This is a genomic window from Nocardia pneumoniae NBRC 100136 (assembly GCF_000308755.1).
In the GTDB taxonomy this organism is placed as follows: domain Bacteria; phylum Actinomycetota; class Actinomycetes; order Mycobacteriales; family Mycobacteriaceae; genus Nocardia; species Nocardia pneumoniae.
Window position 1 is genome coordinate 61928 of sequence record NZ_BAGF01000041.1, and the last position, 19193, is coordinate 81120.

The 19193-nt window shown below is 68.6% G+C and carries 17 protein-coding genes; 4 read left to right on the top strand and 13 right to left on the bottom strand.

What is annotated here, in order from left to right; all coding sequences use genetic code 11:
- The 11 genes from nuoK to ON34_RS12455 all read right to left on the bottom strand — a co-directional run bounded on the left by nuoK (position 1) and on the right by ON34_RS12455 (position 11679).
- Complete coding sequence (gene nuoK, locus ON34_RS12405) at positions 1–300, bottom strand: NADH-quinone oxidoreductase subunit NuoK (RefSeq protein ID WP_040778694.1); 300 nt, start codon at positions 298–300, stop codon at positions 1–3.
- Positions 297–1136 carry an NADH-quinone oxidoreductase subunit J gene (locus tag ON34_RS12410; protein ID WP_051022432.1) on the bottom strand — a complete coding sequence of 280 codons (840 nt, stop codon included), beginning with the start codon at positions 1134–1136 and terminating at the stop codon, positions 297–299. Before ON34_RS12410 ends, nuoK begins: the two co-directional genes overlap by 4 nt.
- Positions 1133–2992, bottom strand: a complete 1860-nt coding sequence (nuoH, locus tag ON34_RS12415) for an NADH-quinone oxidoreductase subunit NuoH (RefSeq protein ID WP_040778697.1) — start codon at positions 2990–2992, stop codon at positions 1133–1135. Before nuoH ends, ON34_RS12410 begins: the two co-directional genes overlap by 4 nt.
- Positions 2985–5495, bottom strand: coding sequence for an NADH-quinone oxidoreductase subunit G (locus ON34_RS12420; protein WP_083889354.1), 2511 nt, complete (start codon positions 5493–5495; stop codon positions 2985–2987). Before ON34_RS12420 ends, nuoH begins: the two co-directional genes overlap by 8 nt.
- A 23-nt stretch (positions 5496–5518) precedes the next feature.
- Complete coding sequence (gene nuoF / locus ON34_RS12425; RefSeq protein WP_040778699.1) at positions 5519–6841, bottom strand: NADH-quinone oxidoreductase subunit NuoF; 1323 nt, start codon at positions 6839–6841, stop codon at positions 5519–5521.
- Positions 6838–7560, bottom strand: a complete 723-nt coding sequence (gene nuoE / locus ON34_RS12430) for an NADH-quinone oxidoreductase subunit NuoE (RefSeq protein WP_040778701.1) — start codon at positions 7558–7560, stop codon at positions 6838–6840. The genes nuoF and nuoE overlap by 4 nt, the downstream gene beginning before the upstream one ends.
- A 152-nt stretch (positions 7561–7712) precedes the next feature.
- A complete protein-coding gene (locus ON34_RS12435) occupies positions 7713–9023 on the bottom strand; it encodes an NADH-quinone oxidoreductase subunit D (RefSeq protein WP_040778703.1) in 1311 nt (436 codons plus the stop codon).
- Positions 9023–9799 (bottom strand): NADH-quinone oxidoreductase subunit C, encoded by a 777-nt coding sequence (locus ON34_RS12440; protein WP_174372030.1) that lies wholly within the window; start codon positions 9797–9799, stop codon positions 9023–9025. The genes ON34_RS12435 and ON34_RS12440 overlap by 1 nt, the downstream gene beginning before the upstream one ends.
- Complete coding sequence (locus ON34_RS12445; protein ID WP_040779012.1) at positions 9796–10350, bottom strand: NuoB/complex I 20 kDa subunit family protein; 555 nt, start codon at positions 10348–10350, stop codon at positions 9796–9798. Before ON34_RS12445 ends, ON34_RS12440 begins: the two co-directional genes overlap by 4 nt.
- Positions 10351–10399: 49 nt before the next feature.
- Entirely contained in the window at positions 10400–10780 is a 381-nt protein-coding gene (locus ON34_RS12450; protein ID WP_040778705.1) for an NADH-quinone oxidoreductase subunit A, read from the bottom strand.
- Between the two features lie 488 nt (positions 10781–11268).
- Positions 11269–11679: an Rv3143 family two-component system response regulator gene (locus tag ON34_RS12455; RefSeq protein ID WP_245548003.1), complete on the bottom strand. Its 411-nt coding sequence runs from the start codon at positions 11677–11679 to the stop codon at positions 11269–11271.
- Positions 11680–11837: 158 nt separating this feature from the next.
- Here ON34_RS12455 and ON34_RS12460 point away from each other — a divergent pair, with 158 nt between their 5' ends.
- From ON34_RS12460 to ON34_RS33520, 3 genes are read left to right on the top strand one after another with little or no spacing between them, the layout of a single operon-like run.
- Entirely contained in the window at positions 11838–13379 is a 1542-nt protein-coding gene (locus ON34_RS12460) for a hypothetical protein (protein WP_040778708.1), read from the top strand.
- Between the two features lie 3 nt (positions 13380–13382).
- Positions 13383–13826, top strand: coding sequence for a hypothetical protein (locus ON34_RS12465; RefSeq protein WP_040778711.1), 444 nt, complete (start codon positions 13383–13385; stop codon positions 13824–13826).
- Positions 13823–15751 (top strand): FHA domain-containing protein, encoded by a 1929-nt coding sequence (locus ON34_RS33520; protein WP_051022433.1) that lies wholly within the window; start codon positions 13823–13825, stop codon positions 15749–15751. The genes ON34_RS12465 and ON34_RS33520 overlap by 4 nt, the downstream gene beginning before the upstream one ends.
- A 70-nt stretch (positions 15752–15821) precedes the next feature.
- Here ON34_RS33520 and ON34_RS12480 read toward each other — a convergent pair whose 3' ends face one another.
- Both ON34_RS12480 and ON34_RS12485 read right to left on the bottom strand, forming a co-directional pair.
- Positions 15822–16676 (bottom strand): class I SAM-dependent methyltransferase, encoded by an 855-nt coding sequence (locus ON34_RS12480; RefSeq protein WP_040778713.1) that lies wholly within the window; start codon positions 16674–16676, stop codon positions 15822–15824.
- Positions 16677–16726: 50 nt separating this feature from the next.
- Positions 16727–17596 (bottom strand): LysR family transcriptional regulator, encoded by an 870-nt coding sequence (locus tag ON34_RS12485; RefSeq protein WP_245548004.1) that lies wholly within the window; start codon positions 17594–17596, stop codon positions 16727–16729.
- A 150-nt stretch (positions 17597–17746) separates the two neighbouring features.
- On the opposite strand from ON34_RS12485, the gene ON34_RS12490 reads away from it, so the two are divergent.
- Positions 17747–19189 (top strand): form I ribulose bisphosphate carboxylase large subunit, encoded by a 1443-nt coding sequence (locus ON34_RS12490; RefSeq protein ID WP_040778718.1) that lies wholly within the window; start codon positions 17747–17749, stop codon positions 19187–19189.
- The last annotated feature ends 4 nt before the right edge of the window (positions 19190–19193 follow it).

Here is a 19193-nt window from a genome sequence, read left to right on the forward strand (position 1 = left end):
TCAGAACTTCAGCAGGTTGGCGTCGTCGACCGAGGTCGAGCGGCGGGCACGGAAGATGGTCATGATGATGGCCAAGCCGACGACCACCTCGGCCGCGGCGACCACCATCGTGAAGAACGCGAACACCTGCCCGTCCAGGTTGTCGTGCATTCTGGCGAAGGTGACGAACGCGAGGTTCACCGCGTTGAGCATCAGCTCGATGCACATGAACACCACGATGGCGTTGCGCCGCAGCAGCACGCCTGCCGCGCCGATCGTGAACAGCAGGGCCGACAGGAACAGGTAGTTCTCGGGATTCACCGGTTGCCTTCCTCGTCGCTGGTGGTGTCGGTCGCGTCCGGTGCGTCCGATACGGGGGCGGTGCCGACCGAGATGACGGCCGCTTCGGTGAGCGCCCTGGTGCGGCGGTGCCGCAGGATGGTGCTGACCGACAGTTCTTCGAACGAGCCGTCGGGCAGCCGAGCGGGGATGTCCACCGCGTTGTGCCTGGCGTAGACGCCGGGGGTGGGTAGCGGCGTCGCGCGGTGTCCGGTCTCGCGGAACCGGCGGCGGGACAGTTCGCGCTGGCTGGTGCGCGGCCCGAACTGCTCGCGGTGGGCCAGCACCATGGCGCCGATGGTGGCGGCGATCAGCAGGGCGCCGGTGAGCTCGAAGGCCCACACGTAGCGCAGGAAGATCAGCTCGGCCAGCTCGGCGATTACGTCGCGGCCCGCGAAAGCGGACGTGGGGAAGGTGATTCCGGATTCCCGCACGCCGCGGGCGATGCCGCTGCTGAGCAGCAGACCGAAGCCGATGCCGACGCCGGCGGCGGCGAGGCGCTGACCGCGAATCGTCTCCTTCAGCGATTCGGCGGAGTCGACGCCGACGAGCATCAGCACGAACAGGAACAGCATCATGACCGCGCCGGTGTAGACCACGATCTGCACGACGCCGAGGAACAGCGCGTCCTGGGCGATGTAGAACGCGGCCAGCGCGATCATCGTCGCGGCCAGGCAGATCGCGGAATGAACTGCCTTCGGGGCGAAGACCATCCCGAGCGCGCCGAGCACCGCCAGCGGGGCGAGGATCCAGAACTGGACGGCCTCGCCGGTGGAGGTGTCGGCCAGCGGCTGCGCGGCAAGGATCAAATCGGTCACCGTGCTACTCCTTCCGCACCCGCGACGGCCGGGTGCCCGAGCGAGTCGGCCGAGCCGGTGCCCGTGGTGGCGCCGGTGTCCCGCGGGCTGCCGGGCACGTTGCCGAGGTAGTAGTCGGCCTCGTCGGTGCCGGGGTACATCGCGTGCGGCGGCGCGGTCATGCCGGGCTGCAGCGGGGCGAGCAACCGGTCCTTTTCGTAGATGAGGTCGGCGCGGTTGTCGTCGGCCATCTCGTAATCGTTGGTCATCGTGAGCGCCCGGGTGGGGCAGGCCTCGATGCACAAGCCGCAGCCGATGCAGCGCAGGTAGTTGATCTGATAGACGCGGCCGTAGCGTTCACCGGGCGAATAGCGTTCGGTTTCGGTGTTGTCCGCGCCTTCGACATAGATCGCGTCGGCGGGGCAGGCCCAGGCGCACAGCTCGCAGCCGATGCATTTCTCCAAGCCGTCGGGATGACGGTTGAGCTGGTGCCTGCCGTGATAGCGCGGCGCGGTCGGCGTCTTCTGCTCGGGATAGAACTCCGTGTTCGGCTTCTTGAACATGGTCGCCGCGGTGACCGCGAATCCGGACAGCGGTTCCAGCAGACCGGCTTTGGGGCGAGTGGCGTCGCGGGCGTGGGCGTCGGCGGGCAGCGGCGGCACCGGGAAGCCGAGGAAGACGCTGGAATCGGCGGCGGGTTCCTCGACCGGTGCCGGGGTGCCCTTCGCCCGGCCCGCCCGCAGAAACTGCAGCACCAGCAGGCCGGTGACCGCCAGGCCACCGATGACCAGGATCGGGGTCTGCACGCGGTAGCCCTCGGCCTGCAACACCCGGGCGGTGGCCACCACCATGACCCAGCCAAGGGAGGCCGGGATCAGCAGTTTCCACCCGAGATTCATGAACTGGTCGTAGCGCAGCCGCGGCAGCGTGCCGCGCAGCCAGATGAACACGAACAGGAACGTCCAGACCTTGGCGGTGAACCACAGCACCGGCCACCAGCCGGAGTTCGCGCCGTCCCACATGTTCAGCGGCCACGGCGCGCGCCAGCCGCCCAGGAACAGCGTGGTGGCCAGCGCGGAAACCGTGGCCATGTTCACGTATTCGGCCAGCATGAACATGGCGAACTTGAGCGAGGAATACTCGGTGTGGAAGCCGCCGACCAGCTCGCCCTCGGCCTCCGGCAGGTCGAACGGCGCCCGGTTGGTCTCGCCGACCATCGAGACGCAGTAGATCAGGAACGACGGCAGCAGCAGGAAGACATACCAGGTGCCTTCCTGCGCGGACACGATCCCCGAGGTCGCCATGGTGCCGCCGAGCAGGAACACGGCGGCGAAGCACAGGGCCATCGCGATCTCGTAGGAGATGACCTGCGCGGTCGAACGCAACCCGCCCAGCAGCGGATACGTCGAGCCGGACGACCACCCGGCGAGCACGATGCCGTAGACGCCGATGGAGGTGATCGCCAGGATGTACAGCACCGCCACCGGCAGGTCGGTGAGCTGCAGCGCGGTGGTGACACCGAAGATCGACACCTGCGGTCCGAGCGGGATGACCGCGAACGCCATGAAGGCGGGCACCACCGAGATGATCGGCGCCAGGATGTAGATCGGCTTGTCGACGATCGCCGGGACGATGTCCTCTTTGAGGGCCATCTTCACGCCGTCGGCGATGCTCTGCAGCGACCCGAACGGCCCGGTCCGGTTGGGGCCGATCCGCATCTGCATGCGCGCCACGATCTTTCGTTCCGCCAGCACCGCGACCAGGGGGATCAGCATCAGGTAGACGAAGATGGCGAGTGCTTTCGTGATCACCAGCCACAGCGGGTCGTGTCCGAAGCCGACGGGCGCGTATGGCTGCGCGATGAACAGGTCACTCATGACGGTGCTCCTTCATCCTCTCGTCGGCGCGCCGCAGCTGGACAATGGCGCCGGGCTGGACGGCGAGTTGCTCGGCGACGGAGCAGCCGGGCGAGCGCTGCGGCAGCCAGACCACGCGATCGGGCAGGTCGCTGATCATCAGCGGCAGCGTGACGGCGCCGCGTCCGGTGGCGACGGTGACCGGGTCGTCCTCGGCCACACCGATCTCCGCCGCCGTGGCCGCCGACAGGCGCACCACCGGGGGCCGGGCGATGCCCGCCAGGTTCGGTTCGCCGTCCTGCATGCGCCCCTCGTCGAGGAGCATTCGCCAGCTGGCGAGAATCGCGGAGCCCGGTTGCGGTTGGGGCAGCTCATGCTGCCCGTGGGTGGGCGCGGCGACCGGCGCGCCGTCCCAGGCGCCGAGCTCGGCGAGTTCGGCGCGGGCGGATTCGATGTCGGGCAAGCCCAGGCGCACCGACATCTCGTCGGCGATGGCGTGCAACACCCGCTGATCCGACAGCGGGGCGCTCTGGCGGCGCACCATGTCGTCGCCGAGCGCGGCGGCGAACGGACGCGGCCTGCCCTCCCAAGTGCGGAAGGTGCCGGACTTCTCCATCGCCGAGGCCACCGGGAAGACCACGTCGGCGCGCTCGGTGATCGCACTGTGCCGCAGTTCCAGGCTGACCACGAACCGGGCCGCGTCGATGGCGGCCAGCGCGGCGGCCGGGTCGGGCAGGTCGGTGACATCGACGCCGCCGATCACCAGCGCGCCGAGGCCGGGTGCGGCCTCCAGGATGGCCGTGGTGTCGCGGCCCGCGCCGACCGGCAGGTCGGCCGCGTTCCAGACCGCCCGAACCTGTTGCCTGGCACGGGGATCCGCGACGGGCCGTCCACCGGGGAGCAGGCCGGGAAGCGCGCCCGCTTCGACCGCGCCGCGCTCGCCTGCCCGGCGCGGCACCCAGGCGAGGGCGGCTCCGGTCTCGTCGGCGAGCCGGGCGACCGCCGACAGCGCGCCCGCGACACCGGCCATCCGTTCACCGACCATGATCACCGCGCCTGGTTCGCGCAGCAGCCGCGCCAACTCGGCCAGCCGGGCCGGATCCGCGCCGGGCGTGGTGATCTCACCGGTGCAGATGGCGTCGAGCAGCTGCGGTTCGGCGCCCGGAACGGTGCGCAGCAGGCGGCCGGACATGCGGTCGAGTCCGCGGGAGGTGTAGGCCGCCAGCGAGTAGACCGGCAGGCCGCGCTTGCGGGCGGCTTTGCGCAGGCGCAGGTAGACGATCGGCGACTCCTCCTCCGGCTCGAACCCGACCAGCAGGACGACCGGTGCGGCTTCCATGCTCTCGTAGGTCACCGAGGTGGGGCGGCCCGCGACGCGGGCGGCGAGGAAGTCGGCCTCCTCGGCCGAGTGGGCGCGGGAGCGGAAGTCGATGTCGTTGGTGCCGAGCGCGATGCGCGCGAATTTGGCGTAGGCGTAGGCGTCTTCTTCGGTGACCCGGCCGCCGACGAGCACGCCCGCGTTGCCGAAGGACGCGGCAAGGCCCGTCGCCGCCGCGGCCAGCGCCTCCGACCAGGAGGCGGGGGCGAGGTTGCCGTCCCAGCCGCGCACCAGCGGGGTGGTGATCCGGTCGGGCTCGGTGGCGTAGGCGAAAGCCCAGCGCCCCTTGTCGCAGTTCCATTCCTCGTTGACCTGCGGGTCGTCACCGGCCAGCCGGCGAAGTACCTTGCCGCGCCGGTGGTCGGTGCGCTGCGCGCAGCCGGAGGCGCAGTGCTCGCACACGTTCGGGCTGGACACCAGGTCGAAGGGGCGCGCGCGGAACCGGTAGGTGGTGCCGGTGAGCGCGCCGACCGGGCAAATCTGCACCGTGTTGCCGGAGAAGTAGGAGTCCAGCGGCTCGGCCTGCGCGGTGCCGACCTGTTGCAGCGCACCGCGATCCATCAGCTCGATGAACGGGTCACCGGCGATCTGCTGGGAGAAGCGCGTGCAGCGGGCGCAGAGCACACAGCGTTCCCGGTCCAGCAGCACGGCCGTGGACAGCGGGATCGGTTTGGGGTAGGTGCGTTTGTGTCCGTCGAACCGGGATTCGGCGCGGCCGGTGGACATCGCCTGGTTCTGCAGCGGGCATTCGCCGCCCTTGTCGCATACCGGGCAGTCGAGCGGATGGTTGATCAGCAGCAACTCCATCACGCCCTCCTGCGCCTTGTCGGCGACCGGGGAGGTGAGCTGGGTGCGGGCCACCATGCCGTCGGTGACGGCCATGGTGCAGGAGGCGACGGGTTTGCGCTGGCCCTCCACCTCGACCAGGCATTGGCGGCAGGCGCCCACCGGGTCGAGCAGCGGATGGTCGCAGAAGCGGGGGATCTGGATGCCGATGAGTTCGGCGGCCCGGATCAGCAGGGTGCCCGGCGGCACGCTGACGGTGGTGTCGTCGATGGTCACGGTCACCAGGTCGGCGGGGGCCGGTCCGCTGGTGGCGCCGCTGACGACGGCGGGACCACCCGTGGCCCTGCTGCCGCTTCGCATCGAATCGCTACGCGGTACTGGATTCATCGCACCCCTTCTCCTGACTCGGCCCATGCGGTGCAGCGCGCCGGGTCGAATGGGCATCCGCCGAGCCGCAGGTGGTCGGCGTACTCCTCGCGGAAGTACTTCAGCGAGGAGATGATCGGGCTGGCCGCGCCGTCGCCGAGAGCGCAGAACGACTTGCCGTTGATGGTGTCGCTGATGTCGAGCAGCTTGTCCAGGTCGGATTCGTCGCCCTCGCCGGACTCGATGCGCCGCAGCAGCTGAACGAGCCAGTAGGTGCCCTCCCGGCAGGGGGTGCACTTGCCGCAGGACTCGTGCGCGTAGAACTCGGTCCAGCGCAGCACCGCCCGCACCACGCAGGTGGTGTCGTCGAAGATCTGCAGCGCCTTGGTGCCGAGCATGGATCCGGCGCTCGCGACGGCCTCGTAGTCGAGCGGAACGTCGAGGTGCTCCTCGGTGAACAGCGGCGTGGACGACCCGCCCGGCGTCCAGAACTTCACCCGGTGCCCGGCGCGCACGCCCCCGGCGTAACCGAGCAGTTCCCGCAGCGTGACGCCGAGCGGCGCCTCGTACTGTCCGGGCCGGGTGACGTGGCCCGACAGCGAGTAGAGGGTGAAGCCGGGGGATTTCTCGCTGCCCATCGAGCGGAACCAGGCGATGCCGTTGCGGATGATGGGCGGCACGCTGGCGATGGATTCCACGTTGTTCACCACCGTCGGACAGGCATACAGGCCCGCGATGGCCGGGAACGGCGGACGCAGGCGGGGCTGTCCGCGGCGGCCTTCCAGCGAATCCAGCAGCGCGGTCTCCTCACCGCAGATGTAGGCGCCCGCACCCGCGTGCACGATCAGCTCGAGGTCGTAGCCGGAGCCGAGAATGTCGTTGCCGAGGAAGCCCGCTTCGTAGGCTTGCGCCACCGCGGCTTGCAGCCGGCGCAGCACCGGAACCACTTCGCCGCGTACGTAGATGAACGCCTGCGCCGCGCGGATGGCGTAGGAGGCGATGACGACGCCTTCGATCAGCGCGTGCGGCGTGGCCAGCATGAGCGGAATGTCCTTGCACGTGCCCGGTTCCGACTCGTCGGCGTTCACTACCAGGTAGTGCGGTTTGGTGACGCCGTCGGGGCCGGGGCCCTGCGGGATGAAGCTCCACTTCATGCCGGTGGGGAAGCCCGCGCCGCCGCGGCCGCGCAGGCCCGCGTCCTTGACGGTCTGGATGACCTGGTCGGGGTCCATCCGCAACGCGGTGCGCAGCGCCTGGTAGCCGTCGTGGCGCAGGTAGGTGTCCATCGTCCAGGACTGCGGATCGTCCCAGTACTCGGTCAACACCGGTGTGAGGGTCATCGGATGCCCTCCGAATCCTCTTGTGCCGCAGGGGCTTGCATGCCCTGCTCGCGGGCGATCCGCAGACCGGCGAGCGTCGCCTCGCCGGCCGGGCCGTCGAGGACGCCTTCGCGGTCGTCCGGGAATCCGGCCAGGATGCGCGCGGTCTGCTTGAACGTGCACAGCGACGCGCCGCGGGTCGGCGTGACCTGTTGTCCGGCCCGCAGGGCGTCCACCAGGGCGCGCGCCGATTCGGGGGTCTGGTTGTCGAAGAACTCCCAGTTGACCATGACCACCGGGGCGAAGTCGCAGGCGGCGTTGCACTCGATGTGTTCGAGCGTGATCGCGCCGTCCGCCGTGGTCTCGCCGTGTCCGATGCCGAGGTGGCGCTCGAGCGCGGCGAGGATGGCGTCGCCGCCCATGACCGCGCACAGCGTGTTGGTGCACACGCCGACGTGGTAGTCGCCGGTCGGAGTGCGCCGGAACATCGAGTAGAACGTGGCGACCGCGGTGACCTCCGCGCCGGTGAGGCCGAGCTGTTCGGCGCAGAACTCGATGCCGGTGCCGGTGACGTAGCCGTCCTCGGACTGCACCAGATGCAGCAGGGGAAGCAGCGCCGACCGCGGGTGCGGGTAGCGCGCGATGATCTCCTTGGCGTCGGTTTCCAGCCGCTCGCGTACGAACGGCTGGTAGGGCTCGGGCCGGGTGCCGAGCTTCAAAAGGATTTCGTGCCCGCTCATCACCCGACCGCCACCACTGGTGGAACCGCTCGGCGACGTTGTGTGCGCACCCGTCACCCGGCCACCACTGCTCGTGGGATCGCTGTGCGATGCTGTGTGCCCACCCGTCACCCGGCCACCACCCCTTATTGGATCGCTGTGCGATGCTGTGTTCATCGGTCTACTCCGCCCATGACCGGGTCGATGCTGGCGACCGAGGCGATGACGTCGGCGACCATGCCGCCCTCGCACATCGCCGCGACCGCTTGCAGATTGGTGAACGAGGGGTCGCGATAGTGCACCCGGTAGGGCCGGGTGCCGCCGTCGCTGACCATGTGCACGCCCAGTTCGCCGCGGGGGGACTCCACCGCCACGTACACCTGGCCCGCCGGGACCCGGATGCCCTCGGTGACCAGTTTGAAGTGGTGGATGAGCCCCTCCATGGACCTGCCCATGATCTTGCCGATGTGCCGGGGCGAGTTGCCCAGTCCGTCCGCGCCGAGCTGGAGGTCGGCGGGCCAGGCGATCTTCTTGTCCTCCACCATCACAGGGCCGGGCCGCAGCCGGTCGAGGCATTGCTCCACGATCTTCAGCGACTCCTTCATCTCCTCCACCCGGATGGCGTAGCGGCCGTAGCAGTCGCAGCCGGTGGTGGTCGGGACGTCGAATTCGTAGTTCTCGTAGCCGCAGTAGGGCTGGGCTTTGCGCAGGTCGTGCGGCAGTCCGGTGGCGCGGAGCACCGGGCCGGTGATGCCGAGGGCCATGCACCCCTGCAGGTCGAGATAACCGATGTTCTGGGTGCGGGCCTTCCAGATCGGGTTCGCGGTGAGCAGATGCTCCATGTCGCGCAGCCGCTTGGGCAGCAGCGCGAGCAGTTCGCGCACCTTGCTCACTCCGTCGTCGGGCAGGTCCTGGACCAGGCCGCCGGGCCGGATGTAGGCGTGGTTCATCCGCAGCCCGGTGATCGTCTCGAAGACGTCCAGGATCAGCTCGCGCTCGCGGAACCCGAACAGCATCGGCGTCAGCGCGCCCAGTTCCATGCCGCCGGTGGCCAGCGCGACCAAGTGCGAGGAGATGCGGTTGAGCTCCATGAGCAGCACCCGGATGATCGTGGCGCGCTCGGGGATCTGCTCGGTGATGTCGAGCAGTTGCTCCACGCCGAGGCAGTACGCCGTCTCGTTGAAGAACGGCGACAGGTAGTCCATGCGGGTGACGAAGGTGACGCCTTGGGTCCAGTTGCGGAATTCGAGGTTCTTCTCGATACCGGTGTGCAAGTAGCCGATCCCGCAGCGGGCTTCGGTGACCGTCTCGCCTTCGATCTCCAGGATCAGCCGCAGCACGCCGTGCGTGGACGGATGCTGCGGGCCCATGTTGACGACGATGCGTTCCTCGCCCGCGCCCGCCAGCGTCTCGGCCACCTGGTCCCAGTCCTGACCGGCGACGGTGACCGTGGCGGGCTCGGAATCGCTTCGCGATGCTTTCATCAGCTGTATGCCCTCCGCTCGTCGGGCGGCGGGATACGCGCGCCCTTGTATTCGACCGGGATCCCGCCGAGCGGGTAGTCCTTGCGCTGGGGGTGGCCTCGCCAGTCGTCCGGCATGGTGATGCGGGTGAGCGAGGGGTGACCGTCGAATCGGATGCCGAAGAAGTCGTAGGTCTCGCGTTCGTGCCAGTCGGTGGTCGGGTACACCTCGTAGAGCGAGGGGATGTGCGGGTCCGCGTCCGGCGCGGACACCTCCACGCGCACGCGGCGGTTGTGTGTGATCGACATGAGGTGGTAGACGGCGTGCAGTTCGCGGCCGGAATCCTCCGGGTAGTGCACGCCGTTGACGCCGAGGCAGAGTTCGAAACGCAGTGCGGGATCGTCGCGCAACGCCCGCGCGACGGCCAGCAGGTGTTCGCGGCGAACGTGCAGGGTGAGCTCGCCGCGGAAGACGATCACCTTCTCCAGCGCCGTGTCCAAGCGGGTGCCCCCCGTCGCGAGCGCGGCGCGCAGCGCGTCGACCACTTCGTCGAAGTAGCCGCCGTACGGGGGTGGCGTGCTGCCGGGCAAGGTGACCGGGCGGACCAGGCCACCGTAGCCGGAGGTGTCGCCGGTGCCCGCGACGCCGAACATGCCGCGCCGCACAGCGATCACGTCGGCGGCGGGCTGCGCGGAATCCTCCTCCGGCAGTGTGCCTTCGGGTCCGGCGGTGGCCGCGGCGTCGATCGGGTCGTGCGCGGGCTGGGTGCCGGTGTCGTCGGGGGTGTCGAAGGTCATCGCAGCAGACCCTCCATCCGGATGGTCGGCGTCGAGGCGAGCGCGGCCTCTTCGGCGGCGCGGATGGCCTCCTCGCGGTTGACGCCGAGCGGCATCTGTTGAATCTTCGCGTGCAGTGCCAGGATCGCGTTGAGCAGCATCTCCGGGCGGGGCGGGCAGCCGGGCAGGTAGATGTCCACCGGCACCACGTGGTCGACGCCCTGCACGATGGCGTAGTTGTTGAACATCCCGCCGGAGGAGGCGCAGACGCCCATCGCCAGCACCCACTTCGGTTCGGTCATCTGGTCGTAGACCTGGCGCAGCACCGGGGCCATCTTCTGACTCACCCGGCCGGCCACGATCATCAGGTCGGCCTGCCGCGGCGAGGCGCGGAAGGCCTCCATGCCGAAGCGGGCGATGTCGAAACGCCCCGCGCCGGTGGCCATCATCTCGATGGCGCAGCAGGCCAGGCCGAAGGTGGCCGGCCACAGCGAGCCCTTGCGCAGATATCCGGCGAAATCCTCGACCGTGCTCAGCAGGAATCCGCTGGGCAGTTTTTCCTCGAGACCCATGTTCTTCTGACTCGCTTCCACTCGTCGGCTACGAATTCGGTTGCGGCGCTTACTCCCAGCTGAGCCCGCCGCGCCGCCATTCGTAGGCGTAGGCCACGGAGACGTTGACGATGAACAACGCCATCGCGGCGAGGCCGAAGAGACCGAGCGCATCGAAGTGGACTGCCCACGGATAGAGGAACACGATCTCGATGTCGAAGATGATGAACAGCATGGCGGTGAGGTAGTACTTCACCGGAAAGCGCTGTCCGGCAGCGTTTCCCGGCCCGCCCGCGACGGCGTGCGGGGTGGGTTCGATACCGCATTCGTAGGCTTCCAGCTTGGCCCGGTTGTAGCGCTTCGGGCCGACCAGGGCCGCCACGATGATGGAGAACAGCGCGAACGCGGCCGCGATCGCGCCGAGGACAAGAATCGGCACCTCGATATTCACGACTGCACTTCCCCTCCTTGCGAGCTGCGGCTGGGTGACAACAGCGTCCGAGGCGGGCTGACGTCGTTGTCCGCCTCGGCCAGACTCGCCCCTCGGCTTCACCGGGATGGGTCATTACCAGGACCGTTCCCATGTGAGATAGGGCACAGCCTACAACCGAACGGTCCGGCCGCCGCCGGATTCGCGAGGCCGTTTGATCGAATTCAGTACAACAATTTATGACTGAAACGGTGGTAATCCGGGGTGTCGTCACGTGACGTTTGCCGGAAGCGCGGCCGACGACGCGAAATGTCGGCCCTTGCGACGTCAAATGTGGTTCCGAGCAGGTTCGGAGTCGCGATCCGCGACAGATGGCAGTGTCCGTCCGGCTCCCGGCCCGGGGTGATGCCGGTCCGGTGGGGTGCAGGAAGGCGCTGATGCGCGACGCGGCAGACTAATGCATGATCGCTATAAGTGAGGTCCCGGGGTCCGTTGGAGGACGGTGGCGATCAGGCCGCGGAACGGCTGCGCAGCAGGCCGACGACGGCCTCGGTGAGACGGATCGGATCGATGGGATGCGCGACCGATGCCTCCGCGCGTGACCAACTGGCCAGCCAGGTGTCGTCCGCGCGGCCGGTGAGCACCAGAATCGGTGGGCACGGGCTGATTTCGTCCTTCAGCTGCTTGGCGATGCCGAGTCCGCCCGCCGGAGCCGCCTCGCCGTCGAGAATGGCCAGATCGATACCCCCGGCATCCATCTGGGCGATCACCACGGGAGCGGTGGCCACCTCGAGATACTCGAACGCCGGTAGCTCCGGGTGCGGCTGCTTGCCCAAGGCCAAGATCACCTGGCGCCGGGTGTCGGCGTCGCTGCTGTACACGAGAACCCGCAGTGGGGTGGAACGAACGGAATCGGCCACGAACGGCATGGTACGTCCGCGGGGGCCGACCGCGTGGCAGGTTCGCGCAGATCGCCGCCGCGCGTCGGACGGCGGCTCACCGCGCGTCACCGACGGTGTCATTTCACCGAAAGCCGATGACAAGCTGTCGATAAGGATCGCCCGGTAGAGTCCGGCGAATGCGGGGAGATATCACGCAGGCCCTCGTCGATACCGACGCGTGGACCGATGCGATGCTGGACAGAGCCGGGATTCCGGTGGTCGATGTACCGTTCGTGACCATCGGGAGTGGGATCGGTTCGTTCGTCACCTATGACACGCTCCGCATCTTCGGTGTGCCGGCGCACGCGATGGCCGTGCTGGGCCCGCAGGAGCACCCGTGGGCGTCCTATGAATACTTGACCAGGGTGTCGCAGATTCCTCGCTCGGAACGCCTGCGCAGCGACTCCGCCTCCACGCCGGACAACATCTGGGGCTTCCCCTCCTACGCGGTGCGGGAGGCCATCGCGGACAAGTCGATCACGCCGCTGTGGAACGTTTTCGTCGAACCGATCTTCGCCAACTACTACACCCCGCGGGCTGGCCAGGCGTTCGCGGCGATGGAGCGGGAGTTCCACCGCATCGGCTACGCGAGCTCGCTGCGCCGCGGGCACGTTCGCATGGTGCGCAAGCGCAACGGCGGCGGCTATTTCACCATTCTCACCCCGCCCGCGGGCTCGGCGCCGACCAAGCGCGTCGCGTTCCGGAGCACGTATGTCCATGTGGCGGTGGGTTATCCGGGTTTGAAGCTGTTGCCGGACCTGCAGGAATACCGCGAGACCCATCGCGATCCCACTCGCGTGGTGAACGCCTACGAGCCGCACGAGCACGTCTATCAGGCGCTGCAGCGGCGGCCCGGCACGGTGCTGATCCGGGGCAGCGGGATCGTGGCCAGCCGTGTGCTGCAACGGCTCATCGACGACCGGGACGCCTACGGGCTCGACACCCGGATCCTGCACCTGTTCCGCACCTATGTCGCTGGCTCGCACGGCAAGAACCTCTTCAATCGGCGCAAGGGCGGCCACGGGTGGGCCTACCAGGGCTTCAACTACCCGAAATCGGTGTGGGGCGGTCAGCTGAAGCAGAAGGTGCGCAATCTGCAAGGCGAGGAACGCGCGAAGGCGTATCAGGAATTCTCCGGCACCAACACCCCGATCAGGAACAATTGGCAGGAACAGCTGCGCCGCGGCCGCACGCAGGGCTGGTATCAGGTGATGGCGGGCACGATGCGGGCGCCGCGTCCCGCCGAGGGGCGTCAAGGCGTGGTCGCGACGATTCTTCCGGACACCACTGCGCCGCTGCCGTTTCCGCCGCCGACGCAGCCGTTCGACACGACCGTCGACTACATCATCGACTGCACCGGGCTCGAGGCCGACATCCGTGAGCACCGGCTGCTGGCCGACCTGCTCGACCACACCGGCGCCGGGCGCAATCCGATGGGACGGCTGGACGTGGACACCACGTTCGAGCTGATCGGCACCCGCAGCGGCACGGGGCGGATCTACGCCTCCGGCAGCGCGACGCTCGGCGGGCCGTTCGTCGGTGTGGACACCTTCCTCGGTTTGCAGATCGCCGCGCAGGAGATCGCCGACGATTTGGCCGCGCTGGGATTCTGCCGCAGGATGGGGCCGCTGCGCTCGACGCGGCAATGGTGGCTGTGGGTGACGAACAAGAAGATCTGAGCGATGCTTCCTACCTTGAACGGGCGAATTCAGACCCGTGTTCTCGCGCTGAGCGTGATCGGATTCTTCGTCGCGCTGATCATCACCCCATTGCTGCCGACCGGATCGCCGAGTATCGGACAGGCGTATCGGGTCACGTTGTCGGTCCTGCTCGCGACCGTTCTGGTCGGCGTGCTCTGGGAATTGCTCTACCACTTTCTGCAGCAATTCCGCTGGGAAAAGGACTGGCCGACATTGTTCGGTTTCATCACCATTCTCAACGAGGGCGCGCTGATCTGGGTCCTCGTGCGTTACACCACGGTGGTGCTGCCCGAGCATCTGCGTCCGTCTCCGGCGGCGTTCCTGCTGCAATTCGTCAGCACGTGGATTCTGTTCTGGCTGATCGTGAACGGGCCGATGCGGGTCGTCTTCCATCGGTGGCGGTTCCAAGGCGGCAGGTTCCTATGAGCGGTCGGATCGAAGTGGTGCCCGGCGCCCATCTGGTGGCGGGCGTGGGCGGCGCGGTCGTGGTGGTAGCGCATCGGGGCGAGGGCACGGTCACGGCGGACACGGTGGCGGCCAAGACGATGGCGGCCCTGCTCGACATCGTGCGCGAGGCCGTCGCGCACGACCGGCACCGCAGCGGGCGCGCGGTGGCACGGCTGGCGACGTCCTGGCTGATGAACCTGTCGAACGGGGAAGAGGACGAGGCCGAATTCGGGGTGATCACCCCCGTGGAGGATGGCGTCGCGGTGTTCCTGCACGGCGGGGTGACCGCGATTCTGGCCGGATCCGATCGCACGGAAGTGCTCCGCGGCAGGGACGCTGGATTCACCGTCGACCGGGTGGTGACGCCTGGGCCCGGCCTGGGGGCGGGATTGTTCGTCGACGAGGCGGGGCACGGTGCGGGCTCCCTGCCGGAGCGCGGGATCTTCGCGCTCGAAGCGGGAACGGCGCCGGGGTCGGGCGCTGTGCTGTGGTCTGGTGCCGTGCAGGGAGCCGATGCAGCGGCGATGGGTGGTGTCACCGGGTCGGCGGGAACTCGCGCCGCCGCACCCGTCCGAGAACCGTCATCGATCGGTGGGTCGCATGCGCAGCCGGAACCGCGCATGGGCGAGGATCGGTCTGCGTCAGATCGCGCGTCCGGACACCGAGCGGCGTCGGGGCACTCGACGGGCGAGACCGAGCCGACAGCGCAACCGCAGCCGAGCGCGCAACCCTCGACCGCCGACGAAGCGGGAACCACGTCGAAACCTCATCCGATCGCGGAACCGGACTCGGCCGTGGTCTCGCACGATAGTTCCGCACCACACCCGGACGCCGAACATGAAGACGTGTCCGCACCGCGTCCGATGCCCGGACACGAACCGTCGTCCACCGAATACCAGGGCCGCGAGCGGAAAGCGGCGTCTACTCCGCGCCCGATGTCCGGACGCCAACGAGTGCCCACAGCGCACCCGGTCCCCGAGCAGAACGCGGCGTCCACACCGCGCCCTAGCCGGGATGACCAATCGGTGTCCGCACCGCTCCCTTTCTCCGAGCACGAAGCGGCGTCAGCACCGCTCAGTGCCGAGCCGATCTCCGAGGCCGGATCGTCCCAGTCCGAGCCGCCAGGTCTCGAGCAGATGCCAGCGCCGCCGCGACAGATGAGCCTGCGGAAGGGCGACTCGGGCGATGCCGCAACGGAAGTCGATCTCCAAGCGCGAGCGTCTCGCGCGGGCATGACGCCACCGGTGGCGCAGCCGGTACCGCCGCAGCCGATCCCGCCGCGGCCGGAGCGCGGCGGCATGCGGCCGGAGCACCGCAACGATCGGGACTACGCGATCGCCAACGACACGAACCTCGCCGAGACCGTGGTGCCGTCCGCGGAGGTCGTCGCCGACGCACTCGGGTCCTCCGGTGCGAACACACTGGGTCATCGGGTGATCGTGCCGGGCTTCCGATGCGCGCGGCATCATCACAACGACCCGCGGGTGTCGTTCTGCGCGGTCTGCGGCATCCGCATGGACCAGCTGACCTGCGTGCTGACCGATGGCGTGCGCCCGCCCCTGGGGGTGCTGCTGCTGGACGACGGCACCTCGTTCGTCCTGGACAACGACTGCGTTCTGGGGCGCGAACCGGAGTACGCGGAGGCGGTCGCGCGCGGCGCGCGCCCGGTGCGGCTGGACGACAGCTCGGGCGGGATGTCCCGGGCGCACGCGGAAGTCCGCCTCATCGACTGGGATGTGACGGTGGTCGACGGCGGCTCCACCAACGGCACCCACATCCGCCAGCCCGGCCGTCCGGACTGGATCCGGGCCATTCCCGGCCATCCGGTCACCCTGTTGCCGGGCGCGCAAATCCAGCTCGGCGGACGTGTTCTCACCTTCGACTCGCCCCATGGCCAGCTGTAGGCGCGCAGCCTGGGGCGCTGGCACGGCTCGGTCGCGTTGTTCGCGCCCGACTGGGTGACGCAGCCCGCGCTCAGGCGTGGCGGAAGCGGACGATCCCCGACCATGGGTTGCGCATGGGTTTGCGCGGGTCGGGCTGCGGCAGATAGGTGAAGGGGCGCAGGTACCAGGGCGCCCGGCGGAACTTGCGCGCGTGCAGCAGCAGGTTCTCCAGCTCGATCGGCTGCCAGCCGAGGTCTTCGAAGAAACGGACGCCGTTCGGCGGCTCGAACTTCATCGGCGCGTTGGCGAAGGTGTCGCCGGTGCGCATCTTGTGCATGCCCATGCTGAAGTCCAGAAGCCACCAAGCGATCTCGGGACGCGCCAGCGTGGTCGCCAGGTCGGTGACGGTGGGCGGGTCGAGATACATCAGCAGCCCTTCGGTGAGCACCAGGGCCTTCGACGCGCGCGCAGTGACCGGGCCGACCGCGCCGAGCGCTTCGTCGAGGAACTTCGCACGGGCCTCGCGGTCGGCGAGATCGACCGCTCGGCGGACGAGCACGCAGTGCGGCGCCGCACCGGCCAGCGCGTTGTCCTTCTCCGCGACGATCTCGGGCAGGTCGGCCTCGATCCAGAGGAGATCGGCGGGCAGATCGAGCCGGTACGGGCGGGTGTCCAGGCCGGCGGCGAGGTTGAGCACGCGGTCGCAACCTTCGGCGATCGCTTTCGCGATCAGGTCGTCGATCAGTTTGGTCCGGGTGACGATCGGCCAGCCGTTGCGCATCACGGAGGGGGCCGCGTCGGCGATGGCGTGGCCGTGTTCGCCCGCCAGCCGGTCGGCCAGTGGATCACGGAACAGAGCATCCGGGCGCGCCGTCTCACGCGCTCGATACGCCGCGACCCAGCGCGCGGTGTCCGACACATTGGTCGGTACATTCCCTCCGGCCATGCGGCCAGTTTGTCATATCCGGGCCACTGGTTTTCTTCCGCGGGCTGGGGTCAGTGGGGATGGAAGGCGTCGGGTCCGACCTCGGCGGGGTCGAGCAGGTGGGTGAGGAACAGGCGGGTGGTGGGGGTCGGTGCGCGGGTGGTGATCGCGTGCCATGGGCGGTCGAGCGGAGTGCCGTCGACCGGGAGCACGCGCAAAACGCCGTTCTCGAGGTCCTGGGAGATCGCGTCGCTGTGAATCAGCGTGACGCCCAGTCCTTCTCGTGCGGCGGCCAAGACCGCGCCGTGTGATCCGAGGGTCAGGGTGGGTGGTTCGATCCGCAGCTGGTCGAGCAGGCCGAGGGTGGCCTCGCGGGTGCCGGAGCCGCGGCCGCGCAGCAGCCAGGTGGCATGCAGCGGATCGAGTTCGGGGAGGCCCACCACGACCAGACCGCTCGGGCGCCGGGCCCGCACCACCAGTCCGGTGCCGCGCGGCGGGCGCCCCGCGATGACGAGATCCGTTTCATGATGCTGCAATTCGAGGAACAGCACATCGCGTGGATGCACCGACAGGCTCAGCTCGATGTCGGGAAACCGGCGGCGGAACGACGCGAGCGGGCGCAGCAAGACGTACTCGCCCGCGGTGGCGACCACGCCGATGCGCAGCCGCCCGGTCTCCGCGCGACGGACGGCGGCCTGCGCCTCCTGCATCAGTCCGAGGATGCCGCGGCAGTACTCGGTGTAGATGCGACCGGCCTCGGTGAGCGCGATGCCGCGCCCGGCTTTCGCGATGAGCTTCGCGCCCAGCTGTTTCTCGATGTGCGCGACCGCCGCGGAAACGGCCGCCTCGGTGATGTGCAGTTGCGCCGCGGCCCGGCGAATGCTGCCCTGGCGGGCGACGGCCAGGAATGTTTCCATCCGCCCGGCGCTCACCATACCCATCGAATGACGGTAACAAACTCAACGAATACGTTGAATGTGGCCAGGAACAATCAAATTGTTTGTCGGTATCGGTCCCGTCATCCTGGAAATCCCAAGGCACGCCCGTTCGCCCGGGTGCGGGTGTCCCGCAGTGGAACAGCAGGAGGAACGATGGCCGAAGAAACCGAACGCGACCGCTGGGATCCGGGTGTCCAATCCTATGCGTCGATGGGCTATTACGCCCCCGACTACCAGCCGTCGGAGACCGACGTGCTCGCCGTGTTCCGGGTGACGCCGCAACGCGGCGTCGACCCGATCGAGGCGGCGGCCGCGGTGGCCGGTGAATCCTCCACGGCCACGTGGACGGTCGTGTGGACCGACCGGCTGACCGCGCATTCGCGGTATCAGGCCAAGTGCTATCGCATCGACGAGGTGCCCGGACGTCCGGGGGAGTACTTCGCTTACATCGCTTACGATCTCGACTTGTTCGAGGAAGGGTCGATCACCAACCTGACCTCGTCGATCATCGGCAATGTGTTCGGTTTCAAGCCGCTGCTGGCGCTGCGGCTGGAGGACATGCGGATCCCGGTGGCGTACGTCAAGACGTTCCAAGGGCCGCCGCACGGCACGGTGATGGAGCGCGAATACCTCAACAAGTACGGCAGACCGCTGCTGGGTGCGACGGTGAAACCGAAACTCGGTCTGTCCGCGCGCAATTACGGCCGGGTGATCTACGAGGCGTGTAAGGGCGGGCTGGATTTCACCAAGGACGACGAGAACATCAACTCGCAGCCGTTCATGCGCTGGCGCGACCGGTACCTGTTCGCGATGGAGGGCGTGAACCGGGCGATGGCCGAGACCGGCGAGATCAAGGGGCACTACCTCAATGTGACCGCGGCGTCGATGGAGGAGATGTACGAGCGCGCCGAGTTCGCCAAGGAACTGGGCAGCGTCGTGATCATGATGGACCTCACGGTCGGTTTCACCGCGATGCAGTCGATGTCGCACTGGGCGCGGCGCAACGGCGTGCTGCTGCATCTGCATCGCGCGGGGCACTCCACCTATACCCGGCAGAAGACGCACGGCGTGAGCTTCCGGGTGCTGGCCAAGTGGTGCAGGCTGATCGGCGTCGACCATCTGCACGCCGGCACCGTGGTCGGCAAGCTGGAAGGCGATCCCGCCACCACCAAAGGGTTCTATGACACGTTGCGGGAGAACCACATTCGCACCCAACCGGCCAACGGGATCTTCTTCGACCAGTACTGGGCGAGCCTGCCCGGCGTGATGCCGGTGGCCTCCGGCGGCATTCACGCCGCCCAGATGCACCAGTTGCTCGACCTGTTCGGCGACGACGTGGTGTTGCAGTTCGGTGGCGGCACGATCGGGCATCCGCTCGGCATCGCCGCGGGCGCGGAGGCGAACCGAGTGGCGTTGGAGGCGGTCGTTCAGGCCCGCAACGAAGGCCGCGACCTGCTGAAGGAAGGGCCGGAGGTGTTGCGGAAGGCGGCCGAGATCTGCCGTCCGCTCGATGTGGCGCTGGCGACCTGGGGCGATGTCACCTTCGACTACACCTCCACCGACGCGCCGGACGCCGTGCCGACGGCCAGCCGCTGAGAAC

Bases quoted from the DNA above. Each gene is read 5' to 3' on its own strand.
- nuoH (WP_040778697.1), bottom strand. From the start codon at position 2,992: ATGAGTGACCTGTTCATCGCGCAGCCATACGCGCCCGTCGGCTTCGGA.
- ON34_RS12420 (WP_083889354.1), bottom strand. From the start codon at position 5,495: ATGCGAAGCGGCAGCAGGGCCACGGGTGGTCCCGCCGTCGTCAGCGGC.
- nuoF (WP_040778699.1), bottom strand. From the start codon at position 6,841: ATGACCCTCACACCGGTGTTGACCGAGTACTGGGACGATCCGCAGTCC.
- nuoE (WP_040778701.1), bottom strand. From the start codon at position 7,560: ATGAGCGGGCACGAAATCCTTTTGAAGCTCGGCACCCGGCCCGAGCCC.
- ON34_RS12435 (WP_040778703.1), bottom strand. From the start codon at position 9,023: ATGAAAGCATCGCGAAGCGATTCCGAGCCCGCCACGGTCACCGTCGCC.
- ON34_RS12440 (WP_174372030.1), bottom strand. From the start codon at position 9,799: ATGACCTTCGACACCCCCGACGACACCGGCACCCAGCCCGCGCACGAC.
- ON34_RS12445 (WP_040779012.1), bottom strand. From the start codon at position 10,350: ATGGGTCTCGAGGAAAAACTGCCCAGCGGATTCCTGCTGAGCACGGTC.
- ON34_RS12460 (WP_040778708.1), top strand. From the start codon at position 11,838: ATGCGGGGAGATATCACGCAGGCCCTCGTCGATACCGACGCGTGGACC.
- ON34_RS12465 (WP_040778711.1), top strand. From the start codon at position 13,383: ATGCTTCCTACCTTGAACGGGCGAATTCAGACCCGTGTTCTCGCGCTG.
- ON34_RS33520 (WP_051022433.1), top strand. From the start codon at position 13,823: ATGAGCGGTCGGATCGAAGTGGTGCCCGGCGCCCATCTGGTGGCGGGC.
- ON34_RS12480 (WP_040778713.1), bottom strand. From the start codon at position 16,676: ATGGCCGGAGGGAATGTACCGACCAATGTGTCGGACACCGCGCGCTGG.
- ON34_RS12485 (WP_245548004.1), bottom strand. From the start codon at position 17,596: ATGGGTATGGTGAGCGCCGGGCGGATGGAAACATTCCTGGCCGTCGCC.
- ON34_RS12490 (WP_040778718.1), top strand. From the start codon at position 17,747: ATGGCCGAAGAAACCGAACGCGACCGCTGGGATCCGGGTGTCCAATCC.